Origin of the sequence: Thalassospira lucentensis, from assembly GCF_050516545.1 — a bacterium.
In the GTDB taxonomy this organism is placed as follows: Bacteria; Pseudomonadota; Alphaproteobacteria; order Rhodospirillales; family Thalassospiraceae; genus Thalassospira; species Thalassospira lucentensis_C.
This window is the reverse complement of record NZ_CP191544.1, coordinates 1,563,309-1,577,451: the sequence shown is the minus strand read 5'-3', so window position 1 is coordinate 1,577,451 and position 14,143 is coordinate 1,563,309. Positions and strand designations below refer to the sequence as shown.

General features: G+C 51.6%; 12 protein-coding genes. 1 reads left to right on the top strand and 11 read right to left on the bottom strand.

The window, feature by feature from the left end; all coding sequences use genetic code 11:
• Nucleotides 1-56 precede the first annotated feature (56 nt).
• A complete protein-coding gene (mazG, locus tag ACQ0MK_RS07335) occupies nt 57-881 on the top strand; it encodes a nucleoside triphosphate pyrophosphohydrolase (protein ID WP_430475463.1) in 825 nt (274 codons plus the stop codon).
• Between the two features lie 54 nt (nt 882-935).
• Here the strand turns inward: mazG and ACQ0MK_RS07330 are convergent, their stop codons facing one another.
• From ACQ0MK_RS07330 to ACQ0MK_RS07280, 11 genes are all read right to left on the bottom strand, one after another.
• On the bottom strand, nt 936-1,754 hold the full coding sequence (locus ACQ0MK_RS07330; protein WP_430476015.1) for an inositol monophosphatase family protein: 819 nt from the start codon (nt 1,752-1,754) through the stop codon (nt 936-938).
• Nucleotides 1,755-1,787: 33 nt separating this feature from the next.
• Complete coding sequence (gene hflX, locus ACQ0MK_RS07325) at nt 1,788-3,122, bottom strand: GTPase HflX (RefSeq protein ID WP_430476014.1); 1,335 nt, start codon at nt 3,120-3,122, stop codon at nt 1,788-1,790.
• 7 nt (nt 3,123-3,129) lie between these two features.
• Nucleotides 3,130-3,387, bottom strand: a complete 258-nt coding sequence (gene hfq, locus ACQ0MK_RS07320; RefSeq protein WP_008891082.1) for an RNA chaperone Hfq — start codon at nt 3,385-3,387, stop codon at nt 3,130-3,132.
• 120 nt (nt 3,388-3,507) lie between these two features.
• Nucleotides 3,508-4,194: an HAD family hydrolase gene (locus tag ACQ0MK_RS07315; RefSeq protein WP_430475462.1), complete on the bottom strand. Its 687-nt coding sequence runs from the start codon at nt 4,192-4,194 to the stop codon at nt 3,508-3,510.
• 62 nt (nt 4,195-4,256) lie between these two features.
• Nucleotides 4,257-5,636, bottom strand: coding sequence for a Trk system potassium transporter TrkA (trkA, locus tag ACQ0MK_RS07310; RefSeq protein ID WP_430475461.1), 1,380 nt, complete (start codon nt 5,634-5,636; stop codon nt 4,257-4,259).
• Nucleotides 5,637-5,678: 42 nt separating this feature from the next.
• On the bottom strand, nt 5,679-7,055 hold the full coding sequence (locus ACQ0MK_RS07305) for a sigma-54-dependent transcriptional regulator (protein WP_350040603.1): 1,377 nt from the start codon (nt 7,053-7,055) through the stop codon (nt 5,679-5,681).
• A gap of 48 nt (nt 7,056-7,103) precedes the next feature.
• Nucleotides 7,104-9,383 carry a sensor histidine kinase NtrY-like gene (locus ACQ0MK_RS07300; RefSeq protein ID WP_350040604.1) on the bottom strand — a complete coding sequence of 760 codons (2,280 nt, stop codon included), beginning with the start codon at nt 9,381-9,383 and terminating at the stop codon, nt 7,104-7,106.
• Nucleotides 9,380-10,828 (bottom strand): nitrogen regulation protein NR(I), encoded by a 1,449-nt coding sequence (ntrC, locus tag ACQ0MK_RS07295; RefSeq protein ID WP_350045900.1) that lies wholly within the window; start codon nt 10,826-10,828, stop codon nt 9,380-9,382. Before ntrC ends, ACQ0MK_RS07300 begins: the two co-directional genes overlap by 4 nt.
• Entirely contained in the window at nt 10,825-11,970 is a 1,146-nt protein-coding gene (locus ACQ0MK_RS07290; protein WP_430475460.1) for a two-component system sensor histidine kinase NtrB, read from the bottom strand. The genes ntrC and ACQ0MK_RS07290 overlap by 4 nt, the downstream gene beginning before the upstream one ends.
• 52 nt (nt 11,971-12,022) lie before the next feature.
• A complete protein-coding gene (gene dusB / locus ACQ0MK_RS07285; protein ID WP_430475459.1) occupies nt 12,023-13,033 on the bottom strand; it encodes a tRNA dihydrouridine synthase DusB in 1,011 nt (336 codons plus the stop codon).
• A 266-nt stretch (nt 13,034-13,299) separates the two neighbouring features.
• Nucleotides 13,300-14,106: a cytochrome C assembly family protein gene (locus ACQ0MK_RS07280; protein ID WP_430475458.1), complete on the bottom strand. Its 807-nt coding sequence runs from the start codon at nt 14,104-14,106 to the stop codon at nt 13,300-13,302.
• Nucleotides 14,107-14,143 lie beyond the last annotated feature (37 nt).

The window sequence follows — 14,143 nt, the reverse complement described above, 5'->3', positions numbered from 1 at the left end:
TGCACCGCGATAGGACTAAAAGCAGAATTTGAAAAACACATCACAGGACCACGCCCATGAGCACGCATAAAAGCAAAGCCATCAACGACCTTCTTGACGTCATGGCCAAGCTGCGTGATCCCGATGGTGGATGCCCTTGGGATTTGGAACAGGATTTTTCCACCATCGCCCCCTACACCATAGAAGAAGCTTATGAAGTTGCCGATGCTATTGCCGATGACGACATGCACGAACTTAAGGGCGAATTGGGTGATTTGTTGCTTCAGGTTGTTTTCCATGCACAAATGGCCAAGGAAGCAGGACATTTTGAATTTGAAGACGTAGCCAACAGCATCGTTTCAAAAATGATCAGCCGCCATCCTCACGTTTTTGGCGATGGGGATGCGACTACCACGGACGGTGTTAATCAGACGTGGGAAAAGATCAAGGCCGCCGAACGTGCACAAAAGGCCGAAACCAAAGGCCATGAACGTCACAGCGCACTTGATGGCGTTGCAAGTGCCCTGCCCGCGTTAATGCGTGCAGAAAAGCTCACCAAGCGGGCAGCACGGGTTGGCTTTGACTGGCCAAGCACCGATGAAGTCTTTGACAAGCTTCACGAAGAGATCGACGAACTTAAGGCCGAAATGACAGAAACGCCTGATCCAGAACGCCTTCAGGATGAATTGGGGGATATGTTGTTTGTAATGGCGAACCTTGCCCGCAAGATCGGTGTCGATCCTGAAGTGGCCCTGCGCGGTGCCAACCACAAATTCACCAAGCGGTTTCATTTCATCGAAGACGAACTGGCCCGGGACAACCGCACGGCTGCACAATCGGATCTAAAAGAAATGGATGACCTGTGGAATTTGGCAAAAAAGGTGGAACGCGGCCAAGTCTGACCGTTGGGCCTTTTACTACCCTACAAACTCCGGCGTCGATGAAGTTAATGCACCTTACGAAAACAAAGGCAGCAAAATTTCGTTAATCTCGGCCCAAAGTTCTTCTGAACTTGCACACAAAAGACCCGGGGCCGTTGCATTTGCGTTGTATTCGTTACTTTTATCCGTGGTGATATAGCGAGCATAGCCACCGGATTCACGAACAAGCAACGTACCCGGCGCATGATCCCATGGCTTGAGCGTACGGTAGGCGCAAAAATCATATGCCCCACGGGCTAATTCTTCATACTCCGCCCCACAGCAGGAGTAATGCGCAATCCCGTCAAAGAAATCCATATGACCATAATGCTTGGTCAAACGGTCACGGGCGTAGGAAATCAGGAACCCTTTGGCATCACTTGCCTTGGTGATGTTTGATCGAACGGAAACCTGCTTTTCCTGATAACGGGTACCGGCCCCTTTTTCTGCCACGGTTGCCGATCCCTCAATCGGATCAACAATCCACGCAGCAACAGTTTCACCGCCTGAATACAGCCCGACCATACAGCGAAATGGTTGGCGATGATGGGCAAAGTTCTTTGTCCCATCAACCGGATCAATAATCCAGAACGGGTCATCCCCGGCAAAGATACGATCCTGAAGTGTCGGATCGGCATGGGCTGCTTCTTCGCCAAGCGCACGACTGCCAGGCAGAAGATCGGTCAATCGTTTGGTCAGAACACGTTCTGCTTCGGTATCGGCAATCGTTACCAGATCAAGCGCATGGGTCTTGATGTCAATATCTGCATCATCAAGTTGACCGAAACGCGGGGCGATTTCTTCAGCCGAGACTTCCCGGATAATCCCGGTAACCTTGTCTATATCGACTTTCATCGCCACGCTTCGTCTCCCATTGGGTATGTGTATTTACGATACCAGCTGTATCTCAAGCCCGGATTTAGCACACCAGTCTTCAAATCGCCCAAGCCGGGTGGTATCCACGCGGACCTGAATTGAAATACCATCTGGCCCTTCGTTACGGTGCAATACTTCACCCTGTTCATACAAACGGGCCAAGGATTTACCATCAGAATAAGGTACGCACAGCTCAAACACCGGCATATCTACGGTCAGGCGATCTTCAATTAGTTCTAATAATGCCTCACAGTTTCGGCCCTTCACGGCTGAAATCGCAATGGTATTACTATGACGCGCTGAAGATTCAAGCATGGCTTGCAGATCTTCACCTTCAAGCAAATCGATCTTGTTCAAAGCCTCGACCAGTTCTTCACCGTCAATTGCTTTTTGCAATCCAAGTGCCTTTAGCACTTCCAGAACGTCAAGCTTTTGCGCTTCTGTCTCCGGTGACGAAGCATCGCGCACATGAACAATCAGATCAGCTTCAAGAACTTCTTCAAGTGTTGCCCGGAATGCCGCCACCAGATCATGGGGCAAATCGGAAACAAAACCCACCGTATCCGACAGGATAACCTTCCGCCCACCGGGCAAGATCAAACCACGCATTGTCGGGTCAAGCGTTGCAAACAGCATATCCTCGGCAAAGACCTCAGACACTGTTAACTGATTAAACAGCGTTGATTTCCCCGCGTTGGTATATCCAACAAGCGCCACAATCGGATAAGGAACACGACGTCGTGCTTCACGATGAAGCTCACGCGTACGTTTAACTTCCTCAAGTTCGCGGCGCAGCTTTGCCAGCTTGTCGCCAATCAAACGTCGGTCAATTTCGATCTGACGTTCACCCGGCCCGGCAAGGAAGCCACGACCGCCACGCTGACGCTCAAGGTGGGTCCACGTCCGCACAAGACGAGATCGCTGATAGCTCAGCAGGGCAAGCTGAACCTGCAGGCGCCCTTCTCGGGTACGCGCACGATCAGCAAAAATCTCAAGAATCAAACCTGTACGGTCAATAACCTTACACTTCCACTCTTTCTCCAGATTACGCTGCTGGATCGGGGTGAGTTGGCCATTGATCATAACAATGTCGGCTTCTTCGGCCTTGATCTGCAGACCAAGCCGTTCCGTTACGCCTTTACCAAACAAGGTAGAAGGACGCACTTTTGCAATGGGCACGATATCCGCGCCCACCACTTCAAATTCTAACGCGCCAGTTAAACTGACGGCTTCATCCAAACGAGATGAAGCATCGCGCCAGGACGCCGTCTGGTCCGCACGTTTTAGTTCCGGATGGAAAACCAGGACCCGGGGGGCGTCAGGCGTATCGCCTCCCCCCGAAGTCAGAGACTCGTCAGCTATTTTCTTCTTCCGTCGCTGGCTGGCTCGGATCAAACAGTTTAATCGGTGTCGTCGGCATTACCGTCGAAATCGCGTGTTTGTACACGAGCTGGGTGTGAGCATCGCGCCGCAGCAAAACAGAGAAATTGTCAAACCAGGTGATGATGCCCTGCAATTTGACTCCGTTGACCAGAAACACGGTAACCGGCGTTTTGTTTTTACGGCAATAATTCAGGAATACGTCCTGAACATTTTGTGATTTTTCCGCCATTGGTTAGACCTAGCCTTCTTTTATGAGCGTTTTTTTAGTTTCGGGCGGCCAAGGAAAATGTGGAACCGTCGACCTTGGGTCTATTACGGTTCCGTCCCCATTTTTAGTGACCTGTTTGAACTATAAGACTTTCGAGAAGCTTTTTACAACCCCTACAAACGCCTCGCAATCAGCGAAATGCCAATCAGGGCTAAGAGTCGCAGAATTCTGCCCGTCACTATGGCCGGTAATTTCATTGCCGATCAAAATTGCAGTCGCCCCGACATTGCGCGCACATTGAATATCAACCACGCTATCGCCGACAAACCACAGATTCTCATATTGCGGCGCCGAAGAGTCGCCCATTGCCATATGCACTGGATCGGGTGCCGGTTTGTCATTGGCAGCATCTGTTGCACCAATAATTTTGCCAAAAAATTCCGTCCAACCAAGATGTTCGGCTTCTTTCCGCAAGAAATCACCGTTTTTATTGCTGACCACCCCGATATAAGTGTCGTTGTCACGCAGTGCACATAAAAGATCATAGGCACCGGCAAGTGGGGTCAGTGTTTCCAGATGAATGGACTGGAAATGGGCATAGAAGCTGTCTTTGGCCGCATGCCACTTATCTTCTCCAAACAGAACCGGGAAACTGTCACGCAAAGAACGCGCCACGCGCTGCTTGGTTTCATCAAGCGTCCAGGGCTCTTTGCCGAAGTCGGCAAAGGTCATGTTCAAAGCAACCTGAATGGTTCCCCAACTATCAACAAGGGTGTTGTCCCAATCAAAGATCACAGCCTTTGGCGGATGGGGCAATTGATCAGACATAAAATCTTCCGGTTGTTTTGGGGATTTTTATTTGTATGAGGATATTAAATATTCCCTGTTGATTAGAAATATTCCAACCGGACAGCAAACATTTTCTCAACCTTTTTGATCTGATTGGATCCGGCGAAGACGACAATACGGTCATTCGCTTCAATCACGGTGTTTGCACGTGGCATAACCACTTCGCCATTTCGCAAGATCGCACCAAACACGACGCTGGTTGGCATCGCGATATCTTTGATCGCTTTGCCAACAATAGGGGCTGTTTCAAGTGCCTCTGCTTCAAGCACCTCGCCAAAACCTTCTGACAGACTGTGAACCGCACGGATACGCCCGCGGCGCACGTGGTGCAGAATGGTCGATACTGTCGTCATGCGCGGGCTGATGACAACATCAATGCCAAGTTCCGACACCAACGAGTTATAGGTACTTTTATTAATCAGGGTCAGTGCGCGTGGGCAGCCATACCGTTTGGCAAGCAAGGATGCCAGAATGTTGGTTTCATCATCATTGGTGAGGGCCACAACGGCTTCGGCATTGCCGACATTGGCTTCTTCCAACAATTCCGGGTCCAGAACGTCGCCATGTAGAACCACACTTTTCTTGGGCAGTTTCTGGGCGACATAACGTGCGCGTTCTGCATCTGCCTCGACCAGTCGTGTCGTGACACCGGGAAAGTTCTTATTGATTTCTTCGGCAAGGAACAAGGCAATGTTCCCGCCACCAAAGATCACAATCCGGCGGGCTTCCGGGTCTTCGTGACCAAATGCCGACATTGCGCGGTCGACCTGATCGCCAGACACGGCAAGATAGACCAGATCACCTGCCAACATCTGATCATCGCCCTTGGGATAGACCGGCTTATCGTTGCGGATCATGCCAAGGATCGAAATATTCAAATCCGGGAACAACTGATGGAGCTGACGCAAAGGGGTATTAATCACCGGGCAATCTTCGCTGCAGCGCAGGCCAAGGATTTTGACCTTGTCATCGGCAAACGGGATCATATCAAACGCACCGGGTGCCTGCAGACGGCGGGCAACCGCGCGGGCGACTTCCATTTCCGGGGAAATCACCACATCAATCGGAAGCTTTTCCCGACCAAACAGGCTTGCCCATTCCGGCTGCAGATATGTCTGGCTCCGGATACGGGCAATCTTGGTCGGCACGTTAAACAGCGAATGCGCAACCTGACAGGCCGTCATGTTGACTTCATCGGCAAAGGTCACCGCAATCAGCATGTCGGCTTCTTCGGCACCTGCCTGTTGCAGAATGTCGGGGTGAGAGCCAAACCCGATGATGCCTTTGACTTCAAGCGTATCTGAAATCTTGCGCACCAGTTCTTCGGATTGGTCGATCACGGTAACATCATTGTTTTCCGCAGCCAGATATTTGGCAATGTGGAACCCCACCTGCCCTGCGCCGCAAATGATGACCTTCATCTTATCTACTCCCGTTCACAACAGTCCGTGGTGGTTTTCGGTCTATTGACCGCTGACCCCAAGGCTTTTTAGCTTGCGATGCAATGCTGATCGTTCCATTCCGACGAAAGTCGCCGTCTTGGAAATATTCCCGCCAAACCGATCAATCTGGGTCTGCAGATATTCTTTCTCAAACAGCTCGCGCGCTTCGCGAAGCGGCAATGCCATGATTTCACTGGTTTTGTCAAAGCTTAGCGACGTTGGCACATCGGAAAACAGTTCTGACGGCAACATCTTGCCGCTGATCAGATCAACTTTCTCTTCGTCCGGTGCCATGATCATCAGTCTTTCCATGACATTGCGCAACTGCCGGACATTGCCCGGCCAATCATAGGCATGTAATGTTGCCATGGCTTCTGGTGAAAGCTTTCGTTTTGGAAGGCCGGTTGCCTCAGCATACCGTTCAAGGAACCGTTCGGCCAATTCAGGTATATCATCGCGGCGCTGCTGCAATGAGGGAACCTCAAGCGGCACAACATTCAGCCGGTAATACAAATCCTGCCGGAAGGTTTGTTCTGCGATACGTTGTTCAAGATCACGCGCCGTTGTTGCGATCACACGTACATCAACGCTAACCGGGATTGCCCCACCAACCCGTTCAAAAGTTTGGTCTTGCAAGACGCGAACAATTTTACCCTGCGTTTCCAAAGGCATATCGGCCACTTCATCAAGTAGAAGTGTACCTCCGTGGGCCAGTTCCAGCACACCTGTGCGCGCTTCACGATCGACATTGGCAACCGCGCCGAACAGGGATTCTTCCATGGTTTCAGGCGAGATATTCGCGCAATTCAGCACAACAAACGGTGCTTCTGATCGTGCTGATTTCCGATGAATAAGTCGCGCGACGACTTCTTTGCCCGATCCGGCTGGTCCATGGATCAAGACCCGGCTTCCGGTACGGGCAACACGTTCTGCAGATTGGCGAAGATTATTCACCAGTGATGACTTGCCGACAAGTTCGGTATCACCCCCGGTAAGTAACGTCAGCTCACGGTTTTCACGGCGCAGTCGGGCATCATCAATCGCACGTTCAACAACCATCAACAAACGGTCGGTATTGAACGGTTTTTCAATGAAGTCATAGGCACCGATCCGCGATGCTTCGAGTGCGGTTTCAATATTGCCGTGACCGGAAATCATGACCACAGGTACTTCGCTATGTTCGCGTTTGATCAGCTTAAGCGTTTCAATGCCGTCATGGTCACTTTCATCCATCCAGATATCAAGAACCACAAGGCTTGGCCGACGTGCAGAAACCTCGGACAGAGCTTCCTGGCTCGATCCGGCCTGTCGGGTTGTGTAGCCTTCGTCTTCCAGAATACCGGAAATCAACGCTCGGATGTCTTTTTCGTCGTCGACAATCAGAATGTCGTGCGCCATGTCGTGACCAAATCAATCTTTGTTCTTGTTACGATTTTGACAATTGAATTAATTGCCTGAGGAATATACGTCCGGCGATTTGCCTTCAAGATCGGCTTCAACCACCTGCGGGAACGATAACGTAATTGTCGCCCCGCTTTCAACGCCGTCAGAGAGTATCAGCTCTCCTCCATGGTCTTCCATGATTTTCTTAACGATCGCCAGACCAAGACCGGTCCCCTTCGAACGTGTGGTGATATAAGGCTCTGTCAAGCGTTCGCGATGCTCGGCCGGAAGCCCTTTTCCGTTGTCAGACACCGCGACAAACAGATGTTGATTGTTTGGTGACACCGTAATTGAAACTTCGATCTTCCCGCGGGGCAACTCGCCATCTTCTGGCTTATCGCGGGCCTCGATTGCTTCGGCAGCATTTTTAAGGGTGTTGATCAGACACTGGTTTACCTGATGGGCATCGCAGGAAATTTGCATTTCCTCAATTCCGGTCTGGTCAAAGTCATAGGTGATGTTGCTATGCGCCTGTTTTTGCAAGAATACCGCACTTTTCACCAGATCACTGATGTTTTCCGACCGCATTTTCGGTGATGGCATGCGTGCAAAACTTGAAAACTCATCCACCATCCGACCGATATCGGATACCTGCCGGATAATGGTATCGGTGCAGGTTTTGAAGACTTCCTCATCGTCGTCATTAATTTGCTTGAGGAAACGGCGTTTAAGGCGTTCGGCTGACAGTTGAATAGGTGTCAGCGGGTTTTTGATTTCATGGGCAATACGTCGCGCAACATCGGCCCATGCCGCCATGCGTTGCGCCGTTTGCAATTCCGTCACATCATCAAATGTCACGACATAGCCAAACACCGTGCCATCATCAGCCCATTCTGCTGTCACGCGGGCCAATAGGGTCACATTCACGCCCTCACGGCGAATTTCGACCTGTCGCGGCTTGCTGCGATCTCCATCCCGGCCAAAATCTTCGAACAGTGTGGCGAATTCGGGAATGACGTCCGTCAGTTTCTGGCCGATATGGTTTTCAAGATCAACCGCCAAAAGGTCAGACGCACTTCGGTTTGGCAAATCAATCTTGCGATCAGGATCAAGACCAATCACGCCCGCTGTAACCCCGCCAAGAATAGCTTCGGTGAAGCGCCTCCGTTCATCATTCAGACGGTTGGCCGCAATCAGTTCATTGTGCTGTGTTTCAAGCTGTGCGGTCATCCGGTTAAAGGCGCGGCTAAGGGCCTCAAGCTCATCACCCTGCCCGTCCAGCGGCACACGGAACGACAGATCACCGTCCCTGACACGTTCAGCACCCGTGATCAATTGCGACACGGGCTGCACCAAACGTGTTGCCACCATAAGCCCCATCGTCACTGCTGCCAGCAACAACACCACAGAGATCAGAACAAAGATCATGACAAACGTAATCACGATCCCTGAACGTTCCCCTTCAAGGCTTTCATAGGCGTCAACAGCACGCCTGGCCTTATCAATACGGTCAAGAACGTTGGGATCAACAAAACGCCCCACCAGCAAAAATGCATTGATGAAGGTCGGGATCTTGGCCAATGCGCGAATGCGGTTATCGGCAGAGCCGATCATGAGAACCACATCTTTTTCGCGCGCCTCGTCAAAGACTTCCGGCGGGATAGAAGACTGATCCGTCATATAGGAAAAACTGTATTCGGACTGCGCGATGACCTGCCCGGAACCGTCGATCATCATGACTTCCGGCAACCCACGGGCAAGAGCCTGATCGGTCAGAAGGTCTGAGATGCGATCCGTACTGGTCGAAAAATTGACCCCAAATCTTTGCAAGTCACTTGTGGTCGCAAGAACGTCTGCACGGATCAGCTCCTGATGCTCTTTCAAATAAGCATCAGCAATGACCATACTTTCTTCCACGGCTGTTCTGATGCGGTCACTAAACCAGCCCTGAATACCAAAATGCAGGAACAAGGCCGAGAATACCGCAACGAAGATCGCCGGCGTCACCGCAACCAGTGAAAACATCAAAACCATACGGGTGTGAAGCTTTGCCCCGGCAACCCCGCGTCGACGTTCGACCCAGATTTGAACAAGCTTTCGCGCAACCAGTGTTGCCAGCAGCAACACCAGCACAAGATCGGCATTCAGCAACAGCAAAATCAAGCGTGGATCAGGACGAAACGGTGCCGTCCCGGTCATCGCAAGATAGGTTGCCGTGACCGATATCAGGGCTGCTGCGACCAGGCCAAACGCGAAACGACGCGACTGCCCCAACCTCGCCACAAACCGTACAAAGCCCGACCGCAAGAAACGGTTGGAGATCGAACGGTCAGTATTATTCATTTTGTGCCCCTGACGACTTCAAGCCCAAGATCACGGATTTTCTTGCGCAGGGTATTCCGGTTCAGGCCAAGAACTTCTGCTGCCTTGACCTGATTTCCCCGCGTTGCTTCAAGTGTCACATTCAAAAGCGGTCGTTCCATTTCACGCAGGATACGGTCATACAGCCCATTGGATGGCAAATCTTCTTCATGCGCGTCAAAATACTCCCGCACATGACGTTCAATCGATTCTGACAAAGATTGCGGCTCCGCACTTGGGGCTGCTTCGTTGATGTTGTTCTCGGAAAACTCGGTTTCGATCACATCAACGCCAATGACGTCATGCGAGTAAAGCGCTGTCAGACGGCGCACCATGTTCTCAAGTTCACGAATGTTACCCGGCCAACGGTGCGCCTTCAGGCGTGCCATTGCTTCTGATGACAGGTTCTTGCGCGGAAGTCCTTCCTGGCTGGCCAGCATCAGGAAATGGTTCACCAGTTCAGGAATGTCTTCCAGACGTTCGCGCAGCGACGGCAAACGGATCGGAACAACATTCAGACGATAGAACAAGTCTTCGCGAAACGTCCCTTCGCGGATGAGTTTGCGTAAATCGCGGTGCGTTGCCGCCACAATGCGGACATTCACCCGGATAGGCGTGCGGCCACCAACACGGGTATATTCGCCTTCCTGCAAAACACGTAACAAACGGGTCTGCGCTTCAAGCGGCATATCGCCAATTTCATCAAGGAAAAGCGTTCCGCCTTCTGCCTGTTCAAACCGCCCGACTTTGCGTTCATTCGCACCGGTAAAGGCCCCTTTTTCGTGGCCGAACAGCTCGCTTTCGATCAATTCACGCGGGATTGCGGCCATATTGATCGCAACAAACGGCCCATGACGGCGCCCGCCATATTCATGCAATGCGCGCGCGACCAGTTCTTTACCCGTTCCACTTTCACCTGTGACCATCACGGTAAGGTCCGTGTTCATCAGACGTGCCAGCGCACGGTAGATTTCCTGCATCGCCGCCGAACGGCCGATCAAAGGCAGGCGATCATCACCCTCTTCATCGGCAGCTTTTCCGACCTGACTTTCCTGTGGTGTTTCAAGTGCACGATCAACAATGCCCATTAACTCATTAAGGTCAAAAGGCTTTGGCAGATACTCGAACGCACCGCGCTGTGCGGCTTTAACCGCAGTCATCAGGGTGTTTTGCGCACTCATGACAATCACGCGAAGGTCGGGGCGCAATTTACGAATGCGCGGCACCATATCAAGACCGTTCTCGTCCGGCATCATGACATCGGTAATAACCAGATCACCGTCCCCGTCGGCGATCCAGTCCCAAAGTGTACGACCATGGCCCGTACTACGGACCTCGTGTCCTTGGCGCGACAAAGCCTGCGTCAATACCGTGCGGATTGCACGGTCATCGTCGGCGACCAGAATTCTGGCAGGGCGCGTGCTCATGCGGTTTCTTCCCTGTTATTGATTATTATGGGTTCGCTCGCCCCCTCGGCCAGCGCACGATTGTAAATCGGCAGCATGATCTGAAATTCTGCACCGCCCCCCGGCACATCTTTCACTTCAATCACACCACCATGGTCATTAATGATCTTGGCCACCAGTGCCAGGCCAAGGCCCGACCCGGTCGGCTTGGTCGTGACAAACGGATCAAACAGGCTTTCACGCATATCTTGTGAAATGCCCGGACCATTGTCAGAAACAGAAACAACAAGCGGCAAATGCACACGTGCATCGCGCCCTGCAACCGCCAAACGGACACCGTGTTGATACCGGGTGGAAATAATGATTTTTCCATCTTTCGGATCAACCGCCTCGCCCGCGTTCTTCACCAGATTGAGGAAGACCTGAATAAGTTGATCCCGATTGCCAAAGACCGGCGGCAAGGATGGATCATAGATTTCTTCAAACACCAGGTTCTTACCAAAGCCGTTTTCAGCCAAACGCCGGACATGCTCAAGCACGGTGTGAATGTTAACCGCACCGCGTTCCAACGGCTTGTCCGAGAAAATCTCCATCCGGTCGACAAGCTCGACAATCCGATCCGCTTCATCGCAAATCAGACGGGTGAGAACCCGGTCATCTTCGTTACTGGTTTGCTCAAGCAATTGCGCAGCACCACGGATACCCGACAGAGGGTTTTTGATCTCGTGGGCAAGGATCGCGGCCATTGCACTTACAGAACGTGCAGAATTACGGCTCAGAAGCTGATTATCGATTTTCTGGGCGATCGAGCGCGGCTCAAAAGTCAGAACGGCACAATCGGTTTCATCTGGCATCGAGCCCACGGTCAAATTGACCGTATGCTTGCCAATCTTGGGGCTTTCGATCAGCAGATTATGATCAGCAACAAGAGTTGCTTCTTCAATTGCCTGCCTGATTAAGGAAAATACAGGGCTGTCAGCGGGAATGAAATCCGTCAGGTCACTGCGACACAAAACGCTGGCACTTGTATTAAACAGCTGTTCGGTCGCCTGATTGACAAACCGGATCTTCCCATCCCGATTGGCAACGACGACCGCACTTGCAATCGCGTTAAGCACACCGGTTGGATCAACCCCGTTGCCTTTTCCAAATCCCAGTCTCATTCAATTCTTCCCCAACGATTTTTTCAATCGCCATTTTATTGTTATAAAAAGATCAGGCAGCTTTCTGATCAAATTTGATTTCGTGTTCGACCAACGGTTCGTAGAAGGACCGAATTTGGTCTTTGACCGCTGACGGGTCATCCAAAACGTTGATAACACGTCGAAATTCTGTCGCGTTGCGCAAGCTGTTGCAATACCACGCAAGGTGTTTCCGCGCGATGCGCACACCCTGTCGGCCATGATGGTCAATCATTGCATCATAGTGGCGCAAGATCGTTTCCAACTGAATGGCAAGTGACGGTGCAGACAGTTTTTCACCGGTTTTAAGGAAGTGCGATACCTGCGTCAGAAACCAGGGTTTTCCATATGCACCACGGCCAACCATGACACCATCTGCACCTGAACGTTGCAGCAAGTCCTGCGCATCTTCTTCTCTGGTGACGTCACCATTGCCAATGACCGGGATTGAAACCGCGTTTTTAACCAAAGAAATCGCATCCCAGTCGGCATCGCCTTTGTAAAACTGGCAGCGTGTGCGTCCATGAATGGTCAGCATCGCGATGCCCAGATCTTCTGCGATCTTGGCCAATGTCGGCGCATTGCGGTTATCATCATCCCAGCCAAGACGCATTTTCAGGGTAACCGGTACCGATACGGCATCAACGGTGGCTTTGATGATATCTGCAGCAAGCTTTTCGTCGCGCATCAATGCCGAACCAGCATAGCCTTTTGTCACCTTTTTGGCCGGGCAGCCCATATTGATATCAATGATCATGGCCCCACGGGCTTCGTTCATTTTTGCCGCTTCGGCCATTTCTTCTGGCTCAGTCCCGGCAAGCTGAACGGAAAGCGGGCTTTCGGCTGCGCAATCGCCATGCATCTTGCGCACTTCTTTACTATGCTGCTGGATGCGGGTCATGGCATCTGACGCAATCATTTCAGACACAACAAGATGCCCGCCAAACTGGCGGACTTGTTGCCGAAATGGAAGGTCAGTCACACCTGACATAGGTGCCAGAATGACATTTTCTGGCACATGCACAGAACCAATCTGCAATGACATGAAGTATTTCCGATTGCCTAAAACTTGGGCAGATTAATAAAACTGGCAACGAGTTGCAACAACTCTAAGCGTATTGATGAAAATATCGTGGTGCTCAACCCGGCGAAAGACCTTGAATATGCTGAAATTTGAGTATGATGCGTGCGATAATTCTGCATGTTGGCGGGATACCGCAGCGCACACTGACCATCAATTATGCATCATGCATTCCATCGATCAGGTGTTTGCGCACTTTTCTGGCAAAATGAACGCTGCCAATCCGCCGACTATCCAATCAGATACCCGCTGACCAAACGAACGCCGGGAAAGGCCAAGGTCAGAAGCAACCAAGCCCCAAGGACAAATCGCACCGCCATGCGGCCACGTAGTGTTGATTTCTCATGAATGAAAATCAGGGTGCAGATGGTTGCAAAACCCAATAGGGTCAACAGCATCTTATGGTCAATTTCCCAAAGGCTACTGCCTTCGACATAGCGAAGTGCAAATCCCGAAACAATTCCGATCGTCAGAACCCATGCGGACCATTTCAAAAAATCGACCAGCATGTATTCACTGTCGCGTAACGGTGGCAGACGGCGGCTCCAACGGGTCGGTTTGCGATGTTTAAGGGCATGTTCCTGCACGACATAGGCCATCGCCGCAATTGCCGCGAGCGTCACAAGCGCATACGTGATCAATGAGCTGCCGATATGCGCCCACAGCCAACCTGAATACAGAGCTGGTCCTTCAACTGTCGGCGGTGTCTGGGTGCCAAACACGCGAAAAACGCCGGCCAGCACCGCAAAGAGCAACAGATATCCGCCAATGTAACCGGCAAGTCGCCAAACCTGATGCGGGCCCTTGCAGATCACCAAGCCACCAAAGATCAGGATCACGGTAAGTTCCGACCAGTGAAGGGCGGCAGAAAATCCGCGCGACTGAGCTTCTTCGCCCGTCAGGCCAAGCAACACCATCGTTCCGACTGCCGCCAGACAAATTGATCCATACAGCCACACATCACGCTTTGGCTCTTCACGCATGATCTGCGCCGTAAGCGGCAACAAGGCCAGTATGTGTATATATGCAGCAAGCATGCGATGGTCCGTTTCAGTATTTCGGGTCACAAAGACC

Bases quoted from the DNA above. Each gene is read 5' to 3' on its own strand.
- mazG (WP_430475463.1), top strand. From the start codon at position 57: ATGAGCACGCATAAAAGCAAAGCCATCAACGACCTTCTTGACGTCATG.
- ACQ0MK_RS07330 (WP_430476015.1), bottom strand. From the start codon at position 1,754: ATGAAAGTCGATATAGACAAGGTTACCGGGATTATCCGGGAAGTCTCG.
- hfq (WP_008891082.1), bottom strand. From the start codon at position 3,387: ATGGCGGAAAAATCACAAAATGTTCAGGACGTATTCCTGAATTATTGC.
- ACQ0MK_RS07315 (WP_430475462.1), bottom strand. From the start codon at position 4,194: ATGTCTGATCAATTGCCCCATCCGCCAAAGGCTGTGATCTTTGATTGG.
- trkA (WP_430475461.1), bottom strand. From the start codon at position 5,636: ATGAAGGTCATCATTTGCGGCGCAGGGCAGGTGGGGTTCCACATTGCC.
- ACQ0MK_RS07305 (WP_350040603.1), bottom strand. From the start codon at position 7,055: ATGGCGCACGACATTCTGATTGTCGACGACGAAAAAGACATCCGAGCG.
- ACQ0MK_RS07300 (WP_350040604.1), bottom strand. From the start codon at position 9,383: ATGAATAATACTGACCGTTCGATCTCCAACCGTTTCTTGCGGTCGGGC.
- ntrC (WP_350045900.1), bottom strand. From the start codon at position 10,828: ATGAGCACGCGCCCTGCCAGAATTCTGGTCGCCGACGATGACCGTGCA.
- ACQ0MK_RS07290 (WP_430475460.1), bottom strand. From the start codon at position 11,970: ATGAGACTGGGATTTGGAAAAGGCAACGGGGTTGATCCAACCGGTGTG.
- dusB (WP_430475459.1), bottom strand. From the start codon at position 13,033: ATGTCATTGCAGATTGGTTCTGTGCATGTGCCAGAAAATGTCATTCTG.
- ACQ0MK_RS07280 (WP_430475458.1), bottom strand. From the start codon at position 14,106: ATGCTTGCTGCATATATACACATACTGGCCTTGTTGCCGCTTACGGCG.